We start from the raw sequence: 23,626 nt of genomic DNA, 5'->3' as shown, positions 1-23,626 counted from the left end.
CTCGACGGATGTCACCAGAATGCACTTGGGCCACAACAAACTCAGCATTGAAACCGTACGTGAGTCTGCCGTTTTCCCGATCGTGGGTCAGGACCCGGCATGGATGTGGGCGAAGGTACGTTCGGATTTCTCGGAAGACGGGATGGTTCAAACACGAACACGGTGGACGGTGAACGGCAATACTGAAGAACATGTTACAGATGAAGAGGGATGGGTTCGCTATGCCTATGAGGCAACCAGCGACGGGACCGCTACGGTTGAAGTTTCTGTGAACAGTCCGTATGACAATGGTACTGATGCACGTTCGATGCAAGTGTGCTCGCTGGCCAGCGACCCTTGGGATCGATTGCTGTTCAGTATGGATTTCGGCCCGGCACAGCCTATCGGCCAGGACACTGGTTTTGCGCGTCGCAAACTGACCCATAGAATCGATGTAACTGCCCCGCAAGACACCTTCTTGTCCGGTCGAAAGTTGACGCTGGGCATGGTCGGCACCGGGCCCGAGGCACTGGGCATTCGTTTTACTCAGTCAGTACTCGGTTTGCCAAGGGTCTTCAGTAGCGAGGCGGGATTCACCGATACCTTCATGGTCGATGACAAGCGTAACGGCAGTTTCGGCTTGTTTCTAGCCTGCGAAAGCCTGGCTCGCTGGTCACCTGTCAATGCAATGTCGGTGGGTGAAGGCGCGCAAGTGGTGAAGATCGCCGAGCGTTCGCGGGTTAGCCAGACGCTGTACTGGGGCAAGGCTGTGTCCGAGCAGATCACCGTTTTTTCGGCCATCAGTGGCAGGCCGATGGTGGGGATGAATGTTGTCTGGCGCAGTCCGGATCTTGGCGAGGTGACGACGACCACCAACTTCTACGGCGAGGCGCGGATCCGCTTTGTGCCCAAGACTCCCGGAGCGGCGCAACTGACCGCGACGGTGGGGGATGTGCAGTATTCGGAATCGATTTCGTTGTCGTATTACCTGCATGAGCCTCGACAGATCAAAGAGCTGTTCAGCAATGATTTGACCGGTTATCCGGGGCAAGAAATTTCAGCTCAGGCTTGGGTGGTTTCAGCCAATACCGGCGAGCCTTTGGCTAATGTCGAAGTGATGTGGGAGTACGGCAACACATCTTTACCGGCAACACTGACGGGTACCGATGGCATGGCAACGGTGCGCTTTGTCTTGGGCTCTGCAGGTGAGGCAGCATTGTGGGCGTCGGTAAAGGGCGGCTTGGCTGGCTGGGATGTGGAAACGCTACGGTTGACTGTCACTGAACGTCCTGCGGTTGTGAAGTCCGTCGTCGCTGCGCCGAATCCGGCTTTCGTGAACGACTGGGTAACCATGACTGCGTTGATCGTAGACAAGGCTTCTGGAGAACCGATGCCGAAAAGGAAAGTTCTTGTCTCCATTAACGGCAGGCTGCCACACATTGAGGCCATTACGGATGACAACGGTGAATACAAAACCTCTTGGAGGGTGATGGAACTGTCGGAAACCGTTTCCCTTGACGTCAAAGTCGAGAACCCTGACGGGACCTCAAGTAACGGATCTGTGCACGTGCAGATCGAGAGATGATCAAAGCGCCGCACTTCGTTTCCAGCTCAGATACTGCGTCACCAGTTCGGCCCCCAACTCCGCAGGCCGGACATCTATCACCGGAACCCCATGAGCACTCAACCGCTCATGGAGTTCTGCCCGTTCATTCACGTAGTTCACTGTCCCGCAGTAAGCCAGCGCTTCGGCCAGGGTTTGCACCGTCGTTTGACGTAACGTATCCAGCATTTCTTCGCGCAGACTGGCCACCAGCACCCGATGTTGTGCGCTCAGACGTTTGACCGCGCCCAGCAGTTCCTCGTCGTCCTCATCGCGCAGGTTGGTTACCAGCACCACCAGTGCCCGGCGCTTCTGGCGACTCAGCAGTTGATTGGCGGCGGCCTGATAATCCGCAGGGCGTTGCGTGCTGTCGAGGTCATAAACCGTGTTGAGCAGCACGTTCAACTGGCCGCTGCCTTTTACCGGCACGAGATAACGCGGCTGTTCGCAGGCAAAGGTACTCAAACCCACCGCATCGCCCTGACGCAGAGCCACATGAGTGAGCAGCAGGCAGGCATTGAGCGCGTGGTCGAAGTGCGACAGATCATCGTCCTGGCTGCGCATCCGCCGGCCGCAGTCGAGCATGAAAATGATTTGCTGGTCACGCTCGTCCTGATATTCGCGGGCAATCGGTGTGCGTTGACGTGCAGTGGCTTTCCAGTCGATCTGGCGCAGGCTGTCGCCTTCACGGAATTCGCGCAGTTGATGGAATTCCAGGCCCTGACCGCGACGTTGCCGCTGGCGCACGCCGAGCTGGCTGAGCCAGTTGTCCACCGCCAACAGTTCACCGCCGTAGAGCCGGGCGAAGTCGGGGTAAACGCGGGTCTGGTCGCTGACGTCGAGCAGACGTTTGCCTGACCATAATCCCAAGGGGCTGGGCAGGTTGATTTCGCAGTGGCTGAAGTTGAAATGACCGCGTTTGAGCGGGCGCAGACGGTAGCCGAGCAGGCTGCGCTGGCCGGTTTGCAATTCAATCGACAGTGGCAGGTTTTCGAAGCTCAGGCCTTCTGGCGGGTGGTCGAACAGTTCAATGTGCATCGGCTCAGTGAAGTCATGTTCGACCTCCAGCCGCACCTCACCCCAACGGCCGAGCGCCAGACTGCCGGGCATTTGCCGGGTGACGCGCGGTGTTGGCAAACGTTGCAGGCGCAATGCATCCAACAATGCCAGGGCCAGCAGCGCCAGCAGCAAACCCCAGTTGATCGATATCAGGCTCGCCGGAGTGTCGACCTCCAGTGCGCGCAATGCGCCCAGCACAATACCGATGACCAACAGCAATGCCAGCCAGATCAACAGCAGACGCGTGGGTTTCACAGGCGCGGCGCCGGGACTTGGTCGAGTAGTTGCGCAAGCACCTGATCGACCTGCAGGCCTTCGATATCCAGCTCCGGGGCAATGCGCACGCGATGGCGCAGCACCGCCAGTGTGCAGCCTTTGACGTCGTCGGGAATCACGAACTCACCGCCACGCAGCAAGGCGCGAGCGCGGGCACAACGCACCAACGCAATCGAGGCGCGCGGCCCGGCGCCAAGGGTCAGCCCCGGCCAGGTGCGTGTGCTGCGCGCCAGGCGCACAGCGTAATCGAGGACCTGATCGTCCAGCGGCAAGTCACTGGCGATGCGTTGCAAGGCTTGCACGTCTTTGGCTTGCAACACCGTGCGCAGCGGTTGCACATCGAGCATGTCGGCCCGGGTCGAGCGGCAGACCTGACGCACCATGTTCAACTCCTGATCGGCGTCGGGGTAGTCCATGCGCACCTTGAGCATGAACCGGTCGAGTTCAGCCTCCGGCAGGGGATAGGTGCCTTCCTGTTCGATCGGGTTCTGTGTGGCCAGGACCATGAACGGTTGCGCGATGGGCAGGGCGCGACCTTCGAGCGTGACCTGGCGTTCTTGCATCGCTTCGAGCAAGGCTGCCTGGGTTTTCGCCGGGGCGCGGTTGATCTCGTCGGCCAGCAGCAGATTGGTGAACAATGGGCCTTTGCGCAGCTTGAACTGTTCGGTTTGCAGGTCGTACACGGCGTGGCCGGTGACGTCGCTGGGCATCAGGTCCGGAGTGAACTGAATCCGCGCAAACTCGCCACCGAAGCAGCGGGCCAATGCGCGCACCAGCAGGGTCTTGCCCAGCCCCGGGACGCCTTCGAGCAGTACGTGGCCACCAGCGATAAGCGCTGTCAGCACGTCGTCGATCACCTGGTTCTGGCCGATCAGGGCTTTCTGCAATTCACCGCGCACCGCTTGCGCCAACTGGCTGGCACGCTGGCGTTGCTGGGCGGCGTGGCTGGCGCTGCCGGGCTCGATCTGTTCGGTCATAGCGTGTTCCTCAGGGTTTGCAGGTGGACGACCTGGCGGCAGAAATCGGCGCTGGAGATCCGCCGGTTCGGCACCGGGCTCAGGGCCTGGCTGATAGCGCGGGTGGGTTGCCGGGTCAGGCGCGACAATGCCAGCCATTGTTCGGCAACGTTCAATTGATCAAAGCCGGGATGCCGGCGACGGGCGCGGCGCAGGACATCCTGTTGCAATGCTTGCAGCAGCGCTTGCTGGCCGTTGTGGCGCAGCAGGAAATCGGCACTGGCGCGCAGGTGTTCCTGCAATTGCCGACGTCCGCTCGGGGCCGGCAGCTGAAGCGGACCCTGACGCACAGCGACGTGCCAGAGCCACAGGGCGATCAAGGCGAGCAGGGCGACGACGGCTTGCGGGAAGTAACGCCAGAGCAAGGTCAGCAGACCATCGTGCTCGGTGTTGTAGATCAACGTGACGTCGGTGTCGGCGCTCAAATACCAGAGCAACCAGGCGTTGTCGTACTGGCTGATGGTCTTGTTTTTCCACAACTCGGCGTCGGTGACCACGGTGACCGTGCCAAGGCTGTAGGGCAACTGCATCATGTGCGTGGCCTTGGCACTGTTGGCCCAGGCTTGCGCGAGGTTTTTGGGGTCGTCGAGATGGAAGTCGGTGTCGAAACCGGCGTAGGCCGGAGCGTCCTCGTCTTCCAGATAGAGTTTGGTCAGTTTCGGGAACCGGTCTGGCTCAACGTCGGCGGGCAAGTCTTTCAGGTCTTTGCTCAGGGATTGATGCAGTTGTACCCGGTCGAGCAGCAAGTCGTTGCTCTGCTTCGTCTGCTCATTCCACAGCGACTCGGCAACGAACACCAGTCGCCCGCCGGCTCGCGTCCAGTTCAACACTTGATCGACCTGACGGGGCGTCATGCGTGAGCGGTCGTTGAACAACAGCAATATATGACGGCGTGGATCGATGTCCGGGAGCACCGCGAGGCTTTCGGCATGGCCGACATTCAGGCCGTGTTCGCGCAAAAACAGCTCGGCTGCCAGATAAGGATTGGCTTGCGCGGCAGGCGCAGGACCGTGATCGACTTCTTGCTGGTAAGGCTTGGCCTTGAGATAGAGGAAAACGCTCGCCGCGACCAGCAGCAGGGCAATCAACGCAGCGACCCACCACCCTGTGCGGCGACTCATCGGACGGCTCCGGGACCGAACAAGGTGCGCCAGCCATCGCACAGTTCCTGCTGCAAAGAAGCCGCCGGTGCGCGATGCCCGTAGGCCACGTTCTGCCAGTGGATAGTCAGATTGCGGCTGAAGGCGAGCAGTTCGGGGCGCTGCAATTGTTCAACGTGCGCCAGCACCTGAAGTTCGGTGTCGGCGGGTTTCAGGGTCAGATCGAAGTCGTCGAGCAGATGGCTGAGCAGCCCTCGATACAACAGGCCCAACGCTGCACGGGGTTGGCTTTGCCAGAGTTGTTCGGCATGGGCGGCGATGTCGTCAGGCAGGGTGTCGCGGTTCAAGTCCAGACCGAAGGCTTGCTGTGGCAACGCGCGTTTCGGTTTGGCAGGCAGTCTTGGGCGGCGGCTGACAAAGGCTTGGAGAAACTCGCGATACCGCCAGATCAACCAGCCCAGCGCAGCAAGGACCGCGCTCCACAACAACACTTCAATGATCTTCGCCAGCCCGTTCAAGTGTTGTCCGTCGAGCCAGCCCAGTAGGGTTTTCAGCCACTGCGGCGCTTCACCGGGTGTTTGCGCTTCGGCAGGTTTCGCCGGGTCTTCGCCAAAGCGATAACGGGTGACGACTTCCTTGTTCTTGAACGGCGGCTGCTCAAGTAATGCCTCTATGCTCTCCCGTGAGGCCTGGCTGGTCAGCGGCTGATTCAACAGGCGCGGCGCCTGTGGGCTGTCATCCGGTTCGGCCGCCCAGGCCGGCGGCATATTCGGCAGCACCAGACAGACTGCCAGCAGCAAGCCCAACACACTGTTGTTCAGACGTTGACGCAAGCGGCGGAACACCAGTTCGATATCCCACGCCTCCAGTTGCGTGCGCCGGTTCAGATAAAGGCTGAAGCCACAGGCGACATAGATCGGCTCCCACACCACCAGCACCAGCGCGTAGAAGGCATTGGTCAGATGTTCGAGCCAACGCCACTCGTTACCTGTCGAGAGAATCAGCGACTGCCAGTCCCAATCCGTTTCGATCTGCTGCGGCAGCAACATGTAGAACAGCACCATCAGGCCGATCCACAGCGCGGTCTCCAGATGCACGCCGATGATGGTCAGCCACTGCGCGGCGCCGGCGTTACGTTGCAGCAGCACGTGCAGACGTTGTTGTCGGGCACTGCCATCAAGGCCTTCGAGTTGCACCACCGGTAGCAGAAAACTGCGGCTGAAACTCAGGCGGCGCCAGGTCAGACTGGCCAGCAGCTGCGGTTTGAGCAGGCGCGGCCATTCGCGCAAGGCTTGCCTGAGTGTCGGTGTTTCGCCAAACAGCGCTTTCGACAGGATGTAAAGCGGCAGGCGTTCGTACGCCGGTTTCAGCCACCAGAAGATAAACACCGCCAGCGACGGTGAATCCCATAACAACAGGCTGAGCAAGGCGAACAGCGGCAGGGTGACGATCGCCCAACTGGTCATCATCAGCCGCCGATGTTGCTGGCTCATCAGCACACCGAGGTCCATGGCTTCCCAGGTCGTGCGCGGGCGGATCACCACGGTGGCGTCACTCAGGCGCATGGCGGGTCCTTCCGGCGAACAACAGATAGACCGCGACCAATGCCCAAAGCCCGGTGCCGACCAGATATTTGGTCAGCGGCGTGACGCTGGTTTTCGACGACCAATAAGCTTCGATAAACGCGGCAATCAACAGGAACAACATCACCCCGCAGACCAGCAACACGCTTTTGCGCGCCGCCCGTTTCAGCGCTTCGCTGCGGGTCAGCCGTGCGGGTGCGATCAACGCCCAGCCGAGTTCCAGGCCGGCCGCGCCGGCGAGGGCAATGGCGGTGAGTTCAAAGGCGCCGTGGGCGATAACGAACGACCAGAAGGTCTGGCCGAAACCGATCTCGCTCAGGTGCCCGGCCACCGCGCCGATGACCATGCCGTTGTAGAGCAGAAAGAACGCACTGCCCACGCCCAGCAACAAGCCGCTGGCGAAGGTCTGAAAGGCAATGCCGATGTTGTGCATCACGTAGTAACCGAACATCACCCAGTCTTCGCTGGCCGCGCGTTCGGCGGGGCGCCCGAGGTGACCGGCGACCGGATCGTACATGCCTTGCATCTCACGCACCTGATCGGCGGGGATCAGGTTGTAGACCAGTTCGGGAAACACATACACCAGCATGCCGACGCCGATCAGGCTGCCAAAGAACAGCAGGCTGGCGACCAGCACAAAAGGCCACTCGGCACGCACCAGTCTGGGGAAACCGGCGAGGATGAAACTCAGCAGATTGGCGCCGAGTCGGCTGCGATGACGGTACAGCTGTTGATGTCCGCGCAGTACTTGTTGTTGCAGCGAATCAATGAGGAAACTGCTGTAACCACGCTCCTGAGCCAGCGCCAGATGTTGGCAAAGCCGTCGATAGGCCTTGGGGAAACCGCCGACTTGCGAGGTTTCCTTGCCACGCTCAAGGCGTTCGAGGGCCAGCACAAAACGCTCCCATTCGGCCTTGTGGCGACTTTCGAAAAGGCTTTGCTTCATGTCGGACCCAACAAACCACGAGCGATGCCGTTGAGTTCAGCGACAGCTTTGGGAGCAGAAATATGCAGAGGCTGGGCGAGCAGCGCCGCCAGTTCATTGACCCGCGCTGGCGATAAATCACCTTGGCGCTCGGCAAAACCCAGCACGGCGCGTTGTTCTGTGAGCGTAAGGGGGACGGGCGAGCGCCGTGGTTCGGCATCAGGCAATTGCGGACGGCTCAGCGGGCGCTCGCTGTAGACCACCAGTGTGCCGGCGGCGATGTCGCCGAGGCGTTTGAAGGTCGGGTGTTGCAGGCAACTGAGCGTGCCGAGGAAGTAGCCGAAGGGCAGCAGATCGACAAAACGCAGCAGGTTGCGCAGCAACGATGCTGACCAGCCAATCGGTGTGCCGTCGTCGTGCACCACGCGCAGGCCCATCCACTGTTTACCCGGCGAGCGGCCCTGACGCAGCACTTCGAACAGCACCATGTACCACCAACTGATCGCAAACAGCAGCAGCGAACCAAGACCGAGGCCCAGTTTGCCGAGAAACGCCAAAGCGATGAACAGCACGCCCATGATCACGCCGCGAATACCCAGATCGACCGCAAAGGCTACGGCACGCACCATCAACCCGGCGGGACGCAACGGCAGGTCGATGCCCTCCGGCGTTTCGACCTGATGCCGCGTATCCAGCGGCGGGGCCAGCGGTGCTTTCCTTGGCGGTGCTGTGGGATCGAGCATGGGCTACCTGATGTTCGCCTGTTCGGGGTGCAAGTGAAGCCGATGCTAGCAGCCTCTCGGGGGAAAACGACATAACTATGTATTGCACGGCGAGTGACACAAGGTGTTTGAATGTTTCAAGGCTGGCCGCGAGCGCGGTTGAACGCCTAGACTTCGCCGATCTCAGTTCAGGAACCGCCCGTGACTTCAATCTTCTGGTACGACTACGAAACCACTGGCATCAATCCGCGTAACGACCGCCCGTTGCAGGTGGCCGGGATTCGCACCGACCATGCGCTCAACGAAATCGACGAGCCGGTCAACCTCTACTGCCAGCCCAGCGAAGACATTCTGCCGCATCCGGCGGCGTGCGCGATCACCGGCATCACGCCGAGCCAGCTCGCCGAAAGGGGGTTGAGCGAAGCGGACTTCATGACGCGGGTGCATGCTCAACTGGCGGCCCCCGGCACCTGCGGCGCCGGTTACAACACGCTGCGCTTCGACGACGAGATGACCCGTTACAGCCTGTATCGCAATTTTTTCGACCCGTACGCCCGGGAGTGGCAGGGTGGCAACAGCCGCTGGGATCTGATCGATGTGGTCCGCGCCGCCTATGCGTTGCGCCCTGACGGCCTGGTCTGGCCGACCGATGACGAAGGCCGGGTGACCCTCAAACTCGAACGCCTGACAGCCGCGAACAATATCGATCACGGGCATGCCCACGAGGCGCTGTCGGATGTTCGCGCGACCATCGCCCTGGCCCGGCTGATCCGCGAGAAACAGCCAAAACTGTATGACTGGCTGTTCCAGTTGCGCAGCAAGCAAAAAGTCATGGATCAGATTCGTCTGCTGCAGCCACTTGTGCATATTTCCGGGCGTTTCTCGGCCGCGCGCAGTTATGTCGGTGTGGTGCTGCCACTGGCCTGGCACCCAAAAAACCGTAATGCCCTGATCGTCTGCGACCTGCACCTCGACCCGCAGGGGTTGCTCGATCTGGACGCACAGACCTTGCGCCAGCGGTTGTACACGCGTCGCGATGATTTACTGGAAGGCGAGTTGCCGGTGCCGCTCAAGCTGATTCACATCAACCGTTGTCCGGTGGTGGCGCCGCTTTCGGTTTTGCGCGCGCAAGATCAGCATCGGCTGGGGCTGGACATGGCTCTGTATCAACAGCGAGCACTGCGGCTAACTGACGCACAACAAGTTTGGAAAGATAAAGTTGCGGCGATTTATGTCAGTGAAGATTTCACGCCGAGCGAGGATCCGGAACAACAGTTGTACGACGGATTTATCGGGGACCGTGATCGGCGTCTATGTGAGCAAGTGAGGAGCGCCGATCCGGCACAACTAGCGCAAGAGCAATGGCCTTTCGATGACGAACGTTTGCCAGAATTACTCTTTCGATATCGCGCACGTAACTTTCCCGAGACGTTGAATTTCGAAGAGCAAGAGCGCTGGAGAATATTTTGTCAGCAGCGTTTGTCCACGCCTGAGTGCGGCGCACCGAATACCTTGAAATCTTTTACCGAGGCGGCCGAGCAATGGTCAATTAATGCCACGCCGATGCAGAGTGAGGTGCTCAATGAATGGCAGAATTATGTCCAGGCATTGCGCAAACGTTTGAATCTTTGAAATCGAACATGACCGGGCTTAAATGCCGGGCATAAAAAAACGCCAGCATTCGCCGGCGTTTATTTTTTTCGCGGATCGCTCTGCGAAGGCGTTGCGGCTTAGCCCAGCAGGGTAGCCCAGCCTTCAACCACGTCGCCGCCCCACTTGGCTTTCCACTCTTTCAGAGTTTTGTGGTTGCCACCTTTGGTTTCGATGACTTCGCCGTTGTGCGGGTTTTTGTATTGTTTAACTTTGCGAGCACGCTTGGTGCCGGTAGTTTTTACTGCGCCGCCACGTACTGCTTTGGTTTTTGCTTCCGGGTCCAGCAGCGCGATGATGTCACGCAGGGATTTGGAGTATTCGCCCATCAGAGTGCGCAGTTTGCCTTCGAATTCCAGCTCGGCTTGCAGTTTGTCGTCTTGGGACAGGTTCTTCAAACGGGCTTGCAGCTCTTTGATAGCTTCTTCGGTGGCGCGATATTCGTTGATCAAGGACATGATTACTACCTTAGTAGAGTGCGGGATGGCAGGGGGACAGTGCCGCAATAATAGTCAGGCTGTTTCATCAAGTAAACATTTAACCGGAGTTTTTATTTAAATTAGTTACGAGAAACTGCCCGCTATTGAATATTCAGTTAAATAGTGTGATCCAGTCATCACAGATATTCACAGTTGGCTGATCAAGCGATGCCAGAGGAGGGCGGTCAGGTTAACGGTCTCCAATGAAAAGCCGAAGCGCCGAGCCTGGCGTGTGCCTGCGCTGATGAATACTGCAGTTTTCCCCCGCAGCCGCTAGAATGGCGGCCTTTGCGAAGTTCTGGAGTTTCCCCCTCATGCGCACTTTTCGGCTGGTGATTTCTTGCCCGGACCGCGTTGGCATTGTTGCCAAAGTCAGTAATTTCTTGGCAGCCCATAACGGCTGGATCACCGAAGCGAGCCACCACTCGGACAATCAAGTGGGCTGGTTCTTCATGCGTCACGAAATTCGTGCTGATTCGCTGCCTTTCGGTATTGAAGTGCTGCGCGAGAAGTTTGCGCCGATCGCCGAAGAGTTTTCGATGGACTGGCGCATCACCGACACCGAGCAGAAAAAACGCGTTGTGCTGATGGCCAGCCGCGAATCCCACTGCCTCGCTGACTTGCTGCACCGCTGGCATAGCGATGAACTGGATTGCGAAATCTCCTGCGTGATTTCCAACCACGATGACCTGCGCAGCATGGTCGAATGGCACGGCATTCCTTATTACCATGTCCCGGTCAATCCGCAGGACAAACAGCCGGCCTTCGACGAAGTGTCGCGCCTGGTCAAACAGCACGACGCCGAAGTGGTGGTGCTGGCGCGTTACATGCAGATCCTGCCGCCGGACATGTGCCGTGAATACGCGCACAAGGTCATCAACATTCACCACAGCTTCCTGCCGTCGTTCGTTGGCGCCAAGCCGTACCACCAGGCGTCGCTGCGTGGCGTGAAGCTGATCGGTGCGACTTGCCATTACGTCACCGAAGAGCTGGACGCCGGTCCGATCATCGAGCAGGACGTGGTCCGCGTCAGTCACAGTGACAGCATCGAAGACATGGTGCGTTTCGGTCGTGATGTCGAGAAGATGGTGCTCGCGCGTGGCCTGCGTTATCACCTCGAAGACCGCGTGCTGGTACACGGCAACAAGACTGTGGTGTTCTGATCGAACTCACACAGGCTTGAAAAACCAAGGGTCTGGGCGTTCAATCGTCCAGACCCTTGTTCATTTCAGCTTTGAGGAAAAGCCATGACCGATCCACTGGACAAAGCCACTTCCAAAGCGCCGGCGACTTTGGGCGAGGGTTGTTTGAGTCGATATGACCCGGATGACATGAGCCCGGAGGATGGAACCGAGTTTCCCGGTGCCGCCGAGTTGTGGGAACAACTCAAAGAAGAGGATCAGGATGACGCTAAGAAGCCTGTCTGACGTTCATTAGCTTCTTCAACAACGGCCGGCCCAGCATCAACAAAAACACCGGTCCTCCTACCAGCAGATAAAAGTAATACGTCACCACCCGCCAGATCAGAATCGCCGCCGCTGCGGTGGATTTTCCCACCATCGGCGCCAGCAGCGCCGCAGACGTCAACTCCGCCGCCCCTGCACCGCCCGGCAGCAGGCTGAATTGCCCGGCGCCCAGCGACAGCATCTGCACCAGAAAACTCCAGGCCCATTGCAAGTCTGCGCCCAGGCCGCGCAACGCCAGATACAACACGCTGTAACGCAGCAGCCAATGCAGGCACGTCAGGGCGAAGACCTTGATCAGCGTCTGCCAGGGCAACTTCAGGGTGTCGGTAAACGCGGCGAGAAAGTGCAGCAACTTGCGCGCCCAACGGCGTCGGGTGCTGGCCTTGACGTTCATCCTCGCCAACAGACGCCCACTCAGACGAATCAATGCGCGGTGATAGCGCGCGACGACTACGCAACTGAACAGGCCGCCAAACAATGACACGGCGCTGACTGTCAGCAGCCACTCCAGCCGATCGCTAAGGTGCTGAAACAGCGCATAAATCAGAATCCCGCTGAGGGCGCAGAGAAAGAACAGCAAATCACTCAGTTGATCCATGGCAAACACCGCGCTGCCCCGCGCCGGACGAACGCCCGAGCGAGCGAGCAGAGCCATGATTGTCAGCGGCCCGCCGCTGCCGCCGGGTGTCGCACAATAGGCAAATTCGGCGGCCATGACCACGCCAAGGCTTTTCAGTGGCGTGACGCGTTCACGCTGATCCCCGAGCAGCAAGCGCAGGCGCAGGGTGTTGATGCCCCAGCACAGCAGAATCATGCCGAACATGATCAGCAACCAGTGCAAAGGGAAACTTTGCAGACGCGCCCAGGTTTCGCCGCCGCCCAGCACAACGGGAATCAGCACCGCCGCGAGCAGGCCGACGAGCAACAGAACGCCGCGACTCATGCGGCGCGTTCCAGGTGACTGCACTGTTGCGCAAGCCAGTTGATTTTGCTCATAGGTACTCGTCCATCTGCCAGCAGTCGTTCAAGGGTTTTCAACCAGTAATCACGGGAGAAACGGTGGCGCATGTCCACAGGGTGCAAGCCTAGCCGAATCACCGCCGTCTCGCGCCAGCGCTGTTGACGCTGCTCGCTGACTATTTTCGACAAGCCACGGCGCCAGGCACTGCGGGCACTCCAGACCAGACCGGGGGCGTCGATAGCGCTGAAATCCGGCAAACGATAAAGATGTTGCGGATCACTGGTGTAGCTCAGCGGTAACTCGCGCAGGGCCTGGCGGGTACCGTCGCTCATCAACCACGCCGGGGCGACGAAACCGTGCAGCGGCCAGTCATGGCGCTGGAAAACTTCGATGCCGTCACGCAGCCGGGCGAGGGCGGTTTCCCGGGACAAACGATAGAACTCGCCTTCATGGGTATAAATACGGCGCATGAACCAGTCGCGCGGTGTTGTCGGGCGGGGCTCCTGGTCATCGTGAAAATAACCGTGCAACGCCAACTCATCGCCACGGGCGACGCGCCTGTCGAGCATTCGACAAAATGCCGGGTGAGCGTCGAGGGTGTTGTGCCGGTGGAAGTTTGGTACGACCAGCCACGTGATTGGCACGTTGCCCAATGCGTCGACAGCCTCGACAAACGGTTGGTAATCCGCCCACGTCGACGGAGCCACGTCGTGCAGTACCAGCAACACGGCGCGATTGTTCATCGATTCAACCATTGGCCACCCGCGGCAGCGTATGCCCAAGTACCGCGTGATAGTGGCCCAGCAAACTGTCGACCACTGTGTCCCAGGCGTAGTGGGTTTCGACATGCTGGCGGGCCTGTGCGCCGAGTTTGCTGCAGCCGCGACTGAACAGTTCGCGCACGGCATTAGCCATCGCCTGCGGGTTGTTTGGCGCGCACAGCAGGCCGCAGGACTCCGTGACAATCTCTTCGAACGCGCCGGAAGCCACCGCCACCACGGGAATGCCGCAAGCCATGGCTTCAAGGATCACCAGCCCAAAGGTTTCCTGATCGCCGGCATGGATCAACGCATCGGCACTGGCCATCAACTGCGCGACGCGAGGTGCGGGGCAGAATGGGTCGATCACACTGACGTTGTCCGGCACGGCCGTGGGCATCGATGAACCGACCAGCAGCAAGTGATAGCGCGGGCCGAGGCGTTGCATGCATTGGAGCAGTACCGGGAGGTTTTTCTCTTTCGAACCGCGCCCGGCAAAAATCAGCAACCGGGTGTCATCGGCGATACCCAGTTCTGCGCGTAGTTGCGAGTCGCGCACACTGGGGTGAAAGGTCTGCAGATCGACGCCCAACGGTTGCACGAAGACATTGCGTACGCCGAGGCCGCTAAGCTTGTCAGCCATGACCTGGCTGGGTGCCAGGACCCGGTCGAAATTGCCATAAAGCCGGGTGACATATGCCTCGATATTCGGCGTGACCCAATGGCCCATGCGATTGCTGATCAGCAGCGGCAGATCCGAGTGATAGAAGCCGATCACCGGCACATCGAGCTGCCGCCGCGCATCAAGCGCGGCCCAGGCGGTCAGATAAGGGTCACCGACTTCGATCAGCTCAGGCTGTAAATCCTGCAGGACATTTCGCCAAGGCGCGAGGCGCAGCGGGAAGCGATAGCCTTTGCCGAAGGGCAGGGCAGGGGCGGGAACCGTGTAAACGCCGTCGTCTTCGCCCAAATGCGCACCTGGAATCAACAGGCTGTGGCGAATGCCGGGTTTGACGCCCAACCGGCGGTGTTTGGCATCCAGATAAGTGCGCACGCCACCGCTGGCCGGGGCGTAGAACATGGTGATGTCGGCGATATGCACGGTGATCAACCCTCCGCTGCGTGGTTCTCCCTTGGTTGACCTTTATCAAGAATAGATGTTCGGTCGGGATTGCGCGGTGGAGCTGAAGAGCGCCCTCACCCTAACCCTCTCCCAGAGGGAGAGGGGACTGACCGAGGAGGATGTTGGAGGTACGCCGACTTGAGAGACCTGAGTCGAACTCAGGTCTGGAAAACTCCCCGATCGGCTCCCTTTCCCCCTCGCCCCCTTGGGGGAGAGGGCTGGGGTGAGGGGGTAGGCCTTTGATCTTAAATGCGGAAGCTGCCAACCAACTGCTTCAACCGCGAAGCCTGCTGCTCCAGATCCGAACACGCCCGCAACGTTGCCTGCAAGTTCTCCACGCCTTCCTGGTTCAGCGTGTTGATCTCGGTGATGTCGACGTTGATCGACTCAACGACTGCGGTCTGCTCCTCGGTCGCGGTGGCCACCGACTGGTTCATCCCGTCGATCTCACCGATCCGCTGGGTCACGCTGTTGAGGCGCTCACCCGCGAGGTTGGCGATCTCGACGCTGTCCTGGCTGTGACGCTGGCTATCGCTCATGGTGCTCACCGATTCACGGGCGCCGACTTGCAGCTCCTCAATCATGGTCTGTACCTGTTGCGCCGATTCTTGAGTGCGGTGCGCCAGATTACGCACTTCATCCGCCACCACGGCAAACCCACGGCCGGCCTCACCGGCACGTGCCGCTTCAATTGCCGCGTTAAGCGCGAGCAAGTTGGTTTGCTGGGAAATGCTGGTGATCACTTCAAGAATCTGACCAATGTTCACGGTTTTGCTGTTCAGCGACTCGATGTTGCTGCTCGACGCGCTAAGCATGCTCGACAGTTGATTCATCGCTTTGATGCTGCGATCCACCACTTGCTGGCCGTCTTCAGCCAGGCCGCGCGCATCGCTGGCCTGATTCGACGCTTGTGCGGCGTTGCGGGCGATTTCCTGTGCGGCGGCGCCGAGCTGGTTGATCGCCGCGGCGACACTGCTGGTGCGTGAGGCTTGCTGGTCGGAGTTGTACATCGACGAGTTCGACGCCGCGACCACGCGCAGGGCGACTTCGTTGACTTGCCCGGTCGCCGAAGACACTTCGCGGATCGAGCCGTGAATGCGCTCGACGAAACGGTTGAATGCGGTTCCGAGGATGCCGAACTCATCGTTATTGACGATGGTCAGGCGTTTGGTCAGGTCGCCTTCGCCATCAGCGATGTCTTCCATGGCGCGGGTCATCACGTGCAGCGGCTGGATCAGCAGGCGGATCAGCATGCCGAGCAGGGCGATGATGATCGCCACCGCGATCACGGTGGCGATCACTGCCGAGGTGCGGAACTGACTGAGCATGGCGAAAGCCTGATCCTTGTCCACCGACAGACCGATGTACCAGTTCACCGACGGCAGACCCTTGATCGGCGCGAACGTGACAATGCGCGTCTTGCCATCGACGGTGACTTCGCTGAAGTCGCTGCTGATGCGCGGGGTGTCCTGCGGATAGGCTTCTTTCAGTGATTTCATCACCAAGGCCTTGTCCGGGTGCACGAGGATCTTGCCGTCGGCGCTGACCAGGAACACATAACCCATGCCGTCGAAATCCCGGGCGGCGAGGGTATCGACCAGCGATTGCAGGCTCAGGTCACCGCCAACCACACCGACGCTCTGACCGGCCTTTTTCGAGGCGGTGGCGATGGAAATGATCAACTGGCCGGTGGCAGCGTCGATGTATGGCTCGGTCAGGGTCGAAGTGCTGCTGCTCTCGGCACCTTTATACCAAGGGCGCACGCGCGGATCGAAACCGTCCGGCATCTTCGTGTCCGGGCGGATGGTGAAGTGCCCGGTGGCATCGCCCAGATAGGTCGCCATAAACGTCGAGGTCAGGGTCTTCTGCTCTAGCAGACCGGCGACGTTGGCGGGCTCGGGGTTGATGGCGATGTTCTGGGCGGCGTTCTCGACCAGCAGAATGCGGCCACTGAGCCAGGTCTGGATATTGCCGGCAGTGACTTCGCCCATCTCGTTGAGATAGTTGTTCAGGTCATCGCGGATCGCATTGCGCTGCAACCAGTCGTTGTACAGCGTAAAGGAGGCGAAAGCGGCGATGACGATGAGGGCGGCGGCAAGCAAAATTTTATGGCTGAAGCGCAGATTTTTGTTCATGGCTTGGGGTTCCGCTAAGGTCTTAATGTCCAGGGCGTGCTTTTATAGAAGCGCGCAAAATGGGCAAGGGTGAAAACAAGCTGATATTTCCGTCTCTCCTTAGGGAAATGTCCGGCCTGACTTGTGGTCGGGGTCTCTCACTCCTCTTTATCGGCCATGCGCAATCAAAGATTAACCATTGGGTGACAAAATGCCTGACTCCTCGCAACTCGTAATCGGCGCCGATCTCGCAGGCCAGCAGATTGCTCAGGCCATGCGCCTGGCAAACCGTCACGGACTGGTCGCCGGCGCCACCGGTACCGGTAAAACCGTCACCTTGCAGCGTTTGGCCGAGGCATTCAGCGACGCCGGCGTCGCGGTGTTTGCCGCGGACATCAAGGGCGATCTGTGTGGCCTGGGTGCGGCCGGCAACCCGCAAGGCAAGGTTGCCGAGCGTATCGCCGGGATGCCGTGGCTCAATTACAAGGCGCAGGCTTATCCGGTGACCTTGTGGGATATCCACGGCGAGTCCGGTCATCCGCTGCGCACCACGCTGAGCGAAATGGGCCCGCTGCTGATCGGCAGTCTGCTGGAGCTGACCGACAGTCAGCAGTCGGCGCTCTACGCAGCCTTTAAGGTCGCCGATCGCGAAGGCCTGTTGCTGCTGGACCTGAAAGACCTGAAAGCGCTGCTCAATCACCTCAAGGACAACCCGCAACTGCTGGGCGAAGACGCGGCGCTGATGACCACCGGTTCCAGTCAGGCGTTGTTACGCCGTTTGGCGATCCTTGAGCAGCAGGGCGCCGAAGCCTTGTTCGGCGAACCAGCGCTGCAACTCGAAGACATTCTGCAGCCGACCGCCGATGGCCGTGGGCGCATCCACTTGCTCGACGCCAGTCGCTTGGTGCACGAGGCGCCGAAGGTCTATGCAACGTTCCTGTTGTGGCTGCTGGCTGAGCTGTTCGAGCAGTTGCCGGAGCGCGGCGATGCCGACAAACCGCTACTGGCGCTGTTTTTCGATGAGGCGCATTTGCTCTTTGGCGATACGCCCAAGGCCTTGCAGGAGCGGCTGGAGCAAGTAGTACGCTTGATTCGATCCAAAGGTGTTGGCGTGTATTTCGTCACGCAGTCGCCGGCGGACCTGCCAGATGACGTGCTGGCGCAGCTTGGCCTGCGAATCCAGCATGGCTTGCGCGCCTTTACCGCCAAAGAGCAGAAATCCCTGCGCGCGGTAGCGGACGGCTTCCGGCCGAATCCGGCGTTCGATAGCCTTTCGGTGCTGACCGAGTTGGGGATTGGTGAGGCGCTGGTCGGCACGCTGACCGAGAAAGGCACGCCGGAGAGGGTTCAGCGCGTGCTGGTCGCGCCACCGCAATCGCGAATCGGGCCGCTGACCGAGACCGAACGAACCGTGCTGATTGCCGGATCGCCGTTCAAGGGCCGCTATGACAAGCCGATCGATCGGGAGTCTGCGTATGAAATTCTGATGGGGCGCAAAGGCCTGGCGCCTGAAGCCGAGGCACCCGCCGGCAAGCCGGCCGTTGAAGAGCCGAGTCTTGCCGACAGGGCAGGGGAGTTTCTGGGTACGGCGGCCGGGCAGGCGCTGAAGTCGGCCATGCGTCAGGCTGCTAATAACCTTGGCAAGCAACTGGTGCGCGGCTTGATGGGCTCTTTATTAGGCGGCAGCAAACGCCGCTAATCATGAACTGGTGGATATCTAAATGTGGGAGCGACGGTGCGACGATTCGACCTGCTCGCGAAAGCGGTGTGCCATTCAACTTTAATGTTATCTGACACGACCTCTTGGTGAGCAGGCTCGCTCCCACATTGGAAATGCGTACACATTTATCTAGAAGTCAGGTTTTGTCTTTGGCGTGCGCCGCCAGTCGTTCCAGCGCTGCGCGCAACCCCGGATCACTGATCCCGTCCGCCGTCGCCTGAATCGTCGCCGCCGCATCCGTCGACAAATCCATCGTGTGCCCGACCGCTCCACGCTGCACCGTCGGCGGCTGCACCTTGAACAGAATCCGCGTCAAACTGGCGAACTCGTCAAACATCTGTAATTGCCGCTGCAGGCGTTTTTGCTGGTAGCGCAGGCGTGTGGCCCAGTGGCCATCAGTGACGATAAGCAACAGACTGCCTTCGCGCCACGAGGCGACATGGCAGTGTTCGCGGGCGGCAGGTTGCAATTGGCTTTCGAGCAGGCGTTGCAAATGCCCCAATCGTTGGGCATGGCCGAGGATGGCTTTGAGCGGCTTGGCTTCGCGCAGGAGAACGGCGGGTGCTCTGGCCGTAAGAGGGCGGAATGCCATGATTGAACACCTGAAGTAACAGAAACGCCATGGTAGCAGAAAGGCCGAAATCACTCGCCCATTGCTTTTGCCCCCGCTTTACCCATTAAATCAACGACTAACTTCTGCCTTGTATGACTTGAAGTTGAGCAAAACGCCCCTATTTTAAGTGAGCCCCGTCAAAGCGCAGTGCCAGCATCGTGGAACATCGCCACTTTCCTCACTTCCGTTTCCGGGTAGAATGCTCGTTCGCATGCGGCCATGAGGGCTGCACGGGCGACGCTCACGGGGCCGCCCTCCATCCCTTTAGTGTGGAAGATCCTGCCGATATGTTTGCGCCTTTGTTAAAGAAACTTTTTGGAAGCAAGAACGAGCGTGAAGTCAAACGCATGCTCAAGACGGTGCAGCTCGTCAATGCCTTCGAAGAGCAAATGGTGGCCCTTTCGGACGATCAATTGCGCGCCAAGACCGCTGAGTTCAAGGCCCGCATCGCCAAAGGGGAAACCCTCGACAAGCTGCTGCCAGAAGCCTTTGCGGTTGCCCGCGAAGCCGGCAAGCGCATCATGGGTATGCGCCACTTCGACGTACAGCTCGTCGGTGGCATGACCTTGCACGAAGGCAAGATCGCCGAAATGCGCACCGGTGAGGGTAAAACCCTCGTAGCGACCCTGGGTGTTTACCTCAACGCATTGTCCGGCAAGGGCGTGCACGTTGTGACGGTGAACGACTACCTGGCGCGTCGTGACGCCAACTGGATGCGCCCTCTGTATGAATTCCTCGGCCTGACCGTCGGCGTCGTGACGCCGTTCCAGCCGCCGGAAGAGAAGCGTCTGGCGTACGCCGCCGACATCACCTACGGCACCAACAACGAATTCGGTTTCGACTACCTGCGCGACAACATGGCGTTCAGCATGGAAGAAAAATTCCAGCGCGAACTCAACTTTGCCGTGATCGACGAAGTCGACTCCATCCTTATCGACGAAGCGCGTACCCCACTGATCATCTCCGGTCAGGCCGAGGACAGCTCCAAGCTGTACATGGAGATCAATAAACTGATCCCGCAGCTGGAACTGCACGTTGAAGAAGTCGAAGGCGAAGTCACCAAGGCTGGCCACTACACCGTTGACGAGAAGACCCGTCAGGTCGAACTCAACGAAGCCGGTCACCAGTTCATCGAAGACATGCTTACCCGCGTCGGCCTGCTGGCTGAAGGCGAGAGCCTGTACTCGGCGCATAACCTGGGCCTGCTGACCCACGTATATGCCGGCCTGCGTGCGCACAAGCTGTTCAACCGCAACATCGAATACATCGTGCAGGACGGCCAGGTCGTACTGGTCGACGAACACACCGGCCGGACCATGCCGGGTCGCCGCCTGTCCGAAGGCCTGCACCAGGCCATCGAAGCCAAGGAAGGCCTGAACATTCAGGCTGAGAGCCAGACCCTGGCCTCGACCACGTTCCAGAACTACTTCCGTCTGTACACCAAGCTGTCCGGCATGACCGGTACTGCTGACACCGAAGCGTTCGAATTCCACCAGATCTATGGTCTGGAAGTCATGGTCATTCCGCCGAACAAACCGTTGGCGCGTAAAGACTTCAACGACCTGGTGTTCCTCACCGCCGAAGAGAAATACGCGGCGATCGTTACGGACATCAAGGAAAGCATGGCGGCCGGTCGTCCGGTGCTGGTGGGTACTGCCACCATCGAAACTTCCGAGCACATGTCCGCATTGCTGGTGAAGGAAGGCATCGAACACAAGGTTCTCAACGCCAAGTTCCACGAAAAAGAAGCCGAGATCATCGCGCAGGCCGGTCGTCCGGGCGCACTGACCATCGCCACCAACATGGCCGGTCGTGGTACCGATATCCTGTTGGGCGGTAACTGGGAAGTTGAAGTCGCGTCGCTGGAAGACCCGACCCCTGAGCAAATCGCCCAGATCAAGGCCGACTGGCAGAAGCGTCACCAGCAAGTGCTGGAGTCCGGTGGTCTGCAGGTGATCGCTTCCGAGCGTCACGAATCGCGCCGTATCGACAACCAGCTGCGTGGCCGTGCCGGCCGTCAGGGCGATGCCGGTTCCAGCCGCTTCTACCTGTCGCTGGAAGACAGCCTGATGCGCATTTTCGCCTCTGACCGGGTGAAGAACTTCATGAAAGCCCTGGGCATGCAGCCGGGCGAAGCGATCGAGCACCGCATGGTGACCAACGCGATCGAGAAGGCGCAGCGCAAGGTTGAAGGCCGCAACTTCGACATTCGCAAGCAACTGCTCGAGTTCGACGACGTCAACAACGAACAGCGTAAAGTGATCTATCACATGCGTAACACGTTGCTGGCCGCTGACAACATCGGTGAAACCATCGCCGACTTCCGTCAGGACGTGCTCAACGCCACCGTCAGCGCGCACATTCCGCCGCAATCGTTGCCAGAGCAGTGGGACGTGGCTGGTCTGGAAGCCTCGATTGCCAGCGACTTCGGCGTGACACTGCCGATCCAGCAATGGCTCGACGAAGACGATCACCTGTACGAAGAAACCCTGCGCGAGAAGCTCATGACCGAGCTGATGGCGGCGTACAACGAGAAAGAAGACCAGGCCGGTGCCGACGCACTACGCTCGTTCGAGAAACAAATCGTACTGCGCGTGCTGGATGACCTGTGGAAAGACCACCTGTCGACCATGGATCACCTGCGTCACGGCATCCACCTGCGTGGCTACGCCCAGAAGAACCCGAAGCAGGAATACAAGCGCGAGTCGTTCACGCTGTTCTCCGAGCTGCTCGATTCGATCAAACGCGACTCTATCCGTGTGCTGTCGCACGTTCAGGTCCGCCGCGAAGATCCGGAAGCCGAAGAGCAACGTCTGCGTCAGGAAGCCGAAGCACTGGCCGCGCGCATGCAGTTCGAACACGCCGAAGCGCCGGGTCTGGAGCAACCGGAAGTACTGGGTGAAGAGGTTGATGTAGCCCTCGCAACCGCTCCGGTTCGCAACGATCAGAAGCTTGGCCGCAACGAACTGTGCTACTGCGGTTCGGGCAAGAAATTCAAGCATTGCCACGGGCAGATCCAGTAAAACCCGTTTCAATCGCTGAGATACCCGCGCCGCGACCGGCTCCTGCCGTCGCGGCGTTTTGCCATTTAAACCACCGTCACTACGCGTGGCGGTGCTGACATCATTGAGTAAGGAGCGCATTCATGGCTGTTGGTCTTGGTCCTTTGCCAACGTTGCACCCGGTTGCCGGTTTTGAACTCGGTATCGCCTCGGCCGGCATCAAGCGCCCCGGGCGCAAAGATGTCGTTGTGATGCGCTGCGCCGAAGGTTCGACCGTGGCGGGCGTGTTCACCTTGAACGCCTTTTGCGCCGCGCCGGTGATCCTGGCGAAAAAACGCGTGCAGAACGCTGTGCGCTACCTGCTGACCAACACCGGCAACGCCAACGCTGGCACCGGCGAGCCGGGTCTGGCCGCTGCCGAGCGCACCACCGCCAAACTGGCCGAGCTGACCGGTGTCGATGCGAGCCAGATTCTGCCGTACTCCACCGGCGTGATCGGCGAGCCACTGCCGGTCGAGAAGATCGAAGGCGCCCTGCAAGCCGCGCTGGATGATCTGTCGGAAAACAACTGGGAAGCCGCCGCCACCGGCATCATGACCACCGATACTCTGCCGAAGGGCGCCAGCCGCCAGTTCGAGCATGACGGCGTCACCATCACCGTCACCGGTATCAGCAAAGGCGCCGGCATGATCCGCCCGAACATGGCGACCATGCTTGGCTACATCGCTACCGACGCCAAGGTCTCCCGCGAAGTCCTGCACAACCTGATGCTCGACGGCGCCAACAAGTCGTTCAACCGTATCACCATCGACGGCGACACCTCGACCAACGACTGCTGCATGCTGATCGCCACCGGCAAGGCTGCACTGCCGCAAATCACTCGCGCCGAAGGCGAGCTGTTCGCCAAGTTGAAGCAAGCGGTGTTCGAAGTGTGCATGGACGTGGCCCAGGCCATCGTGCGTGACGGCGAAGGCGCGACCAAGTTTGTCACCGTTGAAGTGAATGGCGGCGGCAATCATAAGGAATGCCTCGACGTCGGTTACACCGTGGCGCACTCGCCGCTGATCAAGACCGCGCTGTTCGCCTCCGATCCGAATTGGGGCCGTATCCTCGCCGCTGTCGGCCGTGCCGGTGTCCCGGATCTGGACGTGAGCAAGATCGACGTGTTCCTTGGCGACGTGTGCATCGCCAGCCGTGGCGCCCGTGCGGCGACCTACACTGAAGCGCAGGGTTCGGCGGTGATGCAGCAAGAAGAGATCACTATCCGTATTGAGTTGGGTCGCGGCGACTGCAGCGAAACCATCTGGACCACCGACCTGTCGCATGAATACGTGAAGATCAACGCTGAATACCGCACTTGATCTAACCTGAGACCGAGTCGCCTGCATCGCCAGCAGGCTGGCTCCCACACGGTCTTCTGTCGGACTCAGACTTCATGTCCGCTGAAGATCCCCTGTGGGAGCTAGCCCTGCTAGCG

The 23,626-nt window shown here is 59.8% G+C and carries 19 protein-coding genes and 1 pseudogene; 7 read left to right on the top strand and 13 right to left on the bottom strand.

Annotation, left to right across the window (positions count from 1 at the left end; genetic code table 11):
- Positions 1-19 precede the first annotated feature (19 nt).
- Complete coding sequence (locus ACZ0A4_RS17330; RefSeq protein ID WP_463575710.1) at positions 20-1,564, top strand: hypothetical protein; 1,545 nt, start codon at positions 20-22, stop codon at positions 1,562-1,564.
- Here ACZ0A4_RS17330 and ACZ0A4_RS17325 read toward each other — a convergent pair whose 3' ends face one another.
- Genes ACZ0A4_RS17325 through ACZ0A4_RS17300 form a run of 6 tightly spaced genes read right to left on the bottom strand, consistent with a single transcriptional unit; the run spans position 1,565 to position 8,284 of the window.
- Positions 1,565-2,896: a DUF58 domain-containing protein gene (locus ACZ0A4_RS17325; RefSeq protein WP_463575709.1), complete on the bottom strand. Its 1,332-nt coding sequence runs from the start codon at positions 2,894-2,896 to the stop codon at positions 1,565-1,567. It lies immediately after the preceding gene.
- A complete protein-coding gene (locus ACZ0A4_RS17320; RefSeq protein WP_463575708.1) occupies positions 2,893-3,894 on the bottom strand; it encodes an AAA family ATPase in 1,002 nt (333 codons plus the stop codon). Before ACZ0A4_RS17320 ends, ACZ0A4_RS17325 begins: the two co-directional genes overlap by 4 nt.
- Positions 3,891-5,054: a DUF4350 domain-containing protein gene (locus tag ACZ0A4_RS17315; RefSeq protein WP_463575707.1), complete on the bottom strand. Its 1,164-nt coding sequence runs from the start codon at positions 5,052-5,054 to the stop codon at positions 3,891-3,893. The genes ACZ0A4_RS17320 and ACZ0A4_RS17315 overlap by 4 nt, the downstream gene beginning before the upstream one ends.
- Positions 5,051-6,598 carry a DUF4129 domain-containing protein gene (locus ACZ0A4_RS17310; protein ID WP_463575706.1) on the bottom strand — a complete coding sequence of 516 codons (1,548 nt, stop codon included), beginning with the start codon at positions 6,596-6,598 and terminating at the stop codon, positions 5,051-5,053. The genes ACZ0A4_RS17315 and ACZ0A4_RS17310 overlap by 4 nt, the downstream gene beginning before the upstream one ends.
- Positions 6,585-7,562, bottom strand: a complete 978-nt coding sequence (locus ACZ0A4_RS17305) for a stage II sporulation protein M (RefSeq protein WP_463575705.1) — start codon at positions 7,560-7,562, stop codon at positions 6,585-6,587. The genes ACZ0A4_RS17310 and ACZ0A4_RS17305 overlap by 14 nt, the downstream gene beginning before the upstream one ends.
- On the bottom strand, positions 7,559-8,284 hold the full coding sequence (locus tag ACZ0A4_RS17300; RefSeq protein WP_463575704.1) for an RDD family protein: 726 nt from the start codon (positions 8,282-8,284) through the stop codon (positions 7,559-7,561). Before ACZ0A4_RS17300 ends, ACZ0A4_RS17305 begins: the two co-directional genes overlap by 4 nt.
- Before the next feature lie 180 nt (positions 8,285-8,464).
- Between ACZ0A4_RS17300 and sbcB the strand changes: the two genes are divergently transcribed.
- Complete coding sequence (gene sbcB, locus ACZ0A4_RS17295; protein WP_463575702.1) at positions 8,465-9,895, top strand: exodeoxyribonuclease I; 1,431 nt, start codon at positions 8,465-8,467, stop codon at positions 9,893-9,895.
- Between the two features lie 98 nt (positions 9,896-9,993).
- Here sbcB and mvaT read toward each other — a convergent pair whose 3' ends face one another.
- Positions 9,994-10,371, bottom strand: a complete 378-nt coding sequence (mvaT, locus tag ACZ0A4_RS17290) for a histone-like nucleoid-structuring protein MvaT (protein ID WP_007912775.1) — start codon at positions 10,369-10,371, stop codon at positions 9,994-9,996.
- A gap of 335 nt (positions 10,372-10,706) precedes the next feature.
- On the opposite strand from mvaT, the gene purU reads away from it, so the two are divergent.
- On the top strand, positions 10,707-11,555 hold the full coding sequence (gene purU, locus ACZ0A4_RS17285; protein ID WP_007912774.1) for a formyltetrahydrofolate deformylase: 849 nt from the start codon (positions 10,707-10,709) through the stop codon (positions 11,553-11,555).
- A gap of 84 nt (positions 11,556-11,639) precedes the next feature.
- Positions 11,640-11,819: a hypothetical protein gene (locus ACZ0A4_RS17280; protein WP_141126331.1), complete on the top strand. Its 180-nt coding sequence runs from the start codon at positions 11,640-11,642 to the stop codon at positions 11,817-11,819.
- Here ACZ0A4_RS17280 and ACZ0A4_RS17275 read toward each other — a convergent pair.
- The 5 genes and pseudogenes from ACZ0A4_RS17275 to ACZ0A4_RS17255 form a co-directional block, all read right to left on the bottom strand.
- A complete protein-coding gene (locus tag ACZ0A4_RS17275) occupies positions 11,803-12,801 on the bottom strand; it encodes a lysylphosphatidylglycerol synthase transmembrane domain-containing protein (RefSeq protein ID WP_463575701.1) in 999 nt (332 codons plus the stop codon). The two genes, ACZ0A4_RS17280 and ACZ0A4_RS17275, sit on opposite strands and share 17 nt — an antisense overlap.
- The gene (locus ACZ0A4_RS17270; RefSeq protein ID WP_463575700.1) at positions 12,798-13,574 is read right to left on the bottom strand and encodes a DUF2334 domain-containing protein; all 777 of its coding nucleotides are present in this window, start codon (positions 13,572-13,574) and stop codon (positions 12,798-12,800) included. Before ACZ0A4_RS17270 ends, ACZ0A4_RS17275 begins: the two co-directional genes overlap by 4 nt.
- Entirely contained in the window at positions 13,567-14,658 is a 1,092-nt protein-coding gene (locus ACZ0A4_RS17265; protein ID WP_463577581.1) for a glycosyltransferase family 4 protein, read from the bottom strand. Before ACZ0A4_RS17265 ends, ACZ0A4_RS17270 begins: the two co-directional genes overlap by 8 nt.
- A gap of 287 nt (positions 14,659-14,945) precedes the next feature.
- On the bottom strand, positions 14,946-15,710 hold the full coding sequence (locus ACZ0A4_RS17260) for a methyl-accepting chemotaxis protein (RefSeq protein WP_371043227.1): 765 nt from the start codon (positions 15,708-15,710) through the stop codon (positions 14,946-14,948).
- Positions 15,711-15,803: 93 nt separating this feature from the next.
- Positions 15,804-16,835, bottom strand: a pseudogene (locus ACZ0A4_RS17255) (HAMP domain-containing protein); the annotation flags it as partial.
- A gap of 190 nt (positions 16,836-17,025) precedes the next feature.
- Here ACZ0A4_RS17255 and ACZ0A4_RS17250 point away from each other — a divergent pair.
- On the top strand, positions 17,026-18,513 hold the full coding sequence (locus ACZ0A4_RS17250; protein WP_463575699.1) for a helicase HerA-like domain-containing protein: 1,488 nt from the start codon (positions 17,026-17,028) through the stop codon (positions 18,511-18,513).
- A gap of 157 nt (positions 18,514-18,670) precedes the next feature.
- Here the strand turns inward: ACZ0A4_RS17250 and ACZ0A4_RS17245 are convergent, their stop codons facing one another.
- Positions 18,671-19,126: a DUF721 domain-containing protein gene (locus ACZ0A4_RS17245; protein WP_141126325.1), complete on the bottom strand. Its 456-nt coding sequence runs from the start codon at positions 19,124-19,126 to the stop codon at positions 18,671-18,673.
- Between the two features lie 308 nt (positions 19,127-19,434).
- Between ACZ0A4_RS17245 and secA the strand changes: the two genes are divergently transcribed.
- Entirely contained in the window at positions 19,435-22,170 is a 2,736-nt protein-coding gene (secA, locus tag ACZ0A4_RS17240) for a preprotein translocase subunit SecA (RefSeq protein ID WP_141126324.1), read from the top strand.
- Between the two features lie 122 nt (positions 22,171-22,292).
- Positions 22,293-23,510 (top strand): bifunctional glutamate N-acetyltransferase/amino-acid acetyltransferase ArgJ, encoded by a 1,218-nt coding sequence (argJ, locus tag ACZ0A4_RS17235; RefSeq protein WP_463575697.1) that lies wholly within the window; start codon positions 22,293-22,295, stop codon positions 23,508-23,510.
- The last annotated feature ends 116 nt before the right edge of the window (positions 23,511-23,626 follow it).

The sequence above is a fragment of the Pseudomonas sp. AC172 genome, assembly GCF_979258595.1.
Note: the sequence above shows the minus strand (reverse complement) of the source record. Positions and strands in the feature narration are given on the sequence as shown.

Excerpts from the sequence above, each read along its gene's own strand:
- ACZ0A4_RS17330 (WP_463575710.1), top strand. The coding sequence starts at position 20 with ATGCACTTGGGCCACAACAAACTCAGCATTGAAACCGTACGTGAGTCT.
- ACZ0A4_RS17320 (WP_463575708.1), bottom strand. The coding sequence starts at position 3,894 with ATGACCGAACAGATCGAGCCCGGCAGCGCCAGCCACGCCGCCCAGCAA.
- ACZ0A4_RS17315 (WP_463575707.1), bottom strand. The coding sequence starts at position 5,054 with ATGAGTCGCCGCACAGGGTGGTGGGTCGCTGCGTTGATTGCCCTGCTG.
- ACZ0A4_RS17310 (WP_463575706.1), bottom strand. The coding sequence starts at position 6,598 with ATGCGCCTGAGTGACGCCACCGTGGTGATCCGCCCGCGCACGACCTGG.
- ACZ0A4_RS17305 (WP_463575705.1), bottom strand. The coding sequence starts at position 7,562 with ATGAAGCAAAGCCTTTTCGAAAGTCGCCACAAGGCCGAATGGGAGCGT.
- ACZ0A4_RS17300 (WP_463575704.1), bottom strand. The coding sequence starts at position 8,284 with ATGCTCGATCCCACAGCACCGCCAAGGAAAGCACCGCTGGCCCCGCCG.
- mvaT (WP_007912775.1), bottom strand. The coding sequence starts at position 10,371 with ATGTCCTTGATCAACGAATATCGCGCCACCGAAGAAGCTATCAAAGAG.
- purU (WP_007912774.1), top strand. The coding sequence starts at position 10,707 with ATGCGCACTTTTCGGCTGGTGATTTCTTGCCCGGACCGCGTTGGCATT.
- ACZ0A4_RS17280 (WP_141126331.1), top strand. The coding sequence starts at position 11,640 with ATGACCGATCCACTGGACAAAGCCACTTCCAAAGCGCCGGCGACTTTG.
- ACZ0A4_RS17275 (WP_463575701.1), bottom strand. The coding sequence starts at position 12,801 with ATGAGTCGCGGCGTTCTGTTGCTCGTCGGCCTGCTCGCGGCGGTGCTG.
- ACZ0A4_RS17270 (WP_463575700.1), bottom strand. The coding sequence starts at position 13,574 with ATGGTTGAATCGATGAACAATCGCGCCGTGTTGCTGGTACTGCACGAC.
- ACZ0A4_RS17265 (WP_463577581.1), bottom strand. The coding sequence starts at position 14,658 with ATGTTCTACGCCCCGGCCAGCGGTGGCGTGCGCACTTATCTGGATGCC.
- ACZ0A4_RS17260 (WP_371043227.1), bottom strand. The coding sequence starts at position 15,710 with ATGTACAACTCCGACCAGCAAGCCTCACGCACCAGCAGTGTCGCCGCG.
- ACZ0A4_RS17250 (WP_463575699.1), top strand. The coding sequence starts at position 17,026 with ATGCCTGACTCCTCGCAACTCGTAATCGGCGCCGATCTCGCAGGCCAG.
- ACZ0A4_RS17245 (WP_141126325.1), bottom strand. The coding sequence starts at position 19,126 with ATGGCATTCCGCCCTCTTACGGCCAGAGCACCCGCCGTTCTCCTGCGC.
- secA (WP_141126324.1), top strand. The coding sequence starts at position 19,435 with ATGTTTGCGCCTTTGTTAAAGAAACTTTTTGGAAGCAAGAACGAGCGT.
- argJ (WP_463575697.1), top strand. The coding sequence starts at position 22,293 with ATGGCTGTTGGTCTTGGTCCTTTGCCAACGTTGCACCCGGTTGCCGGT.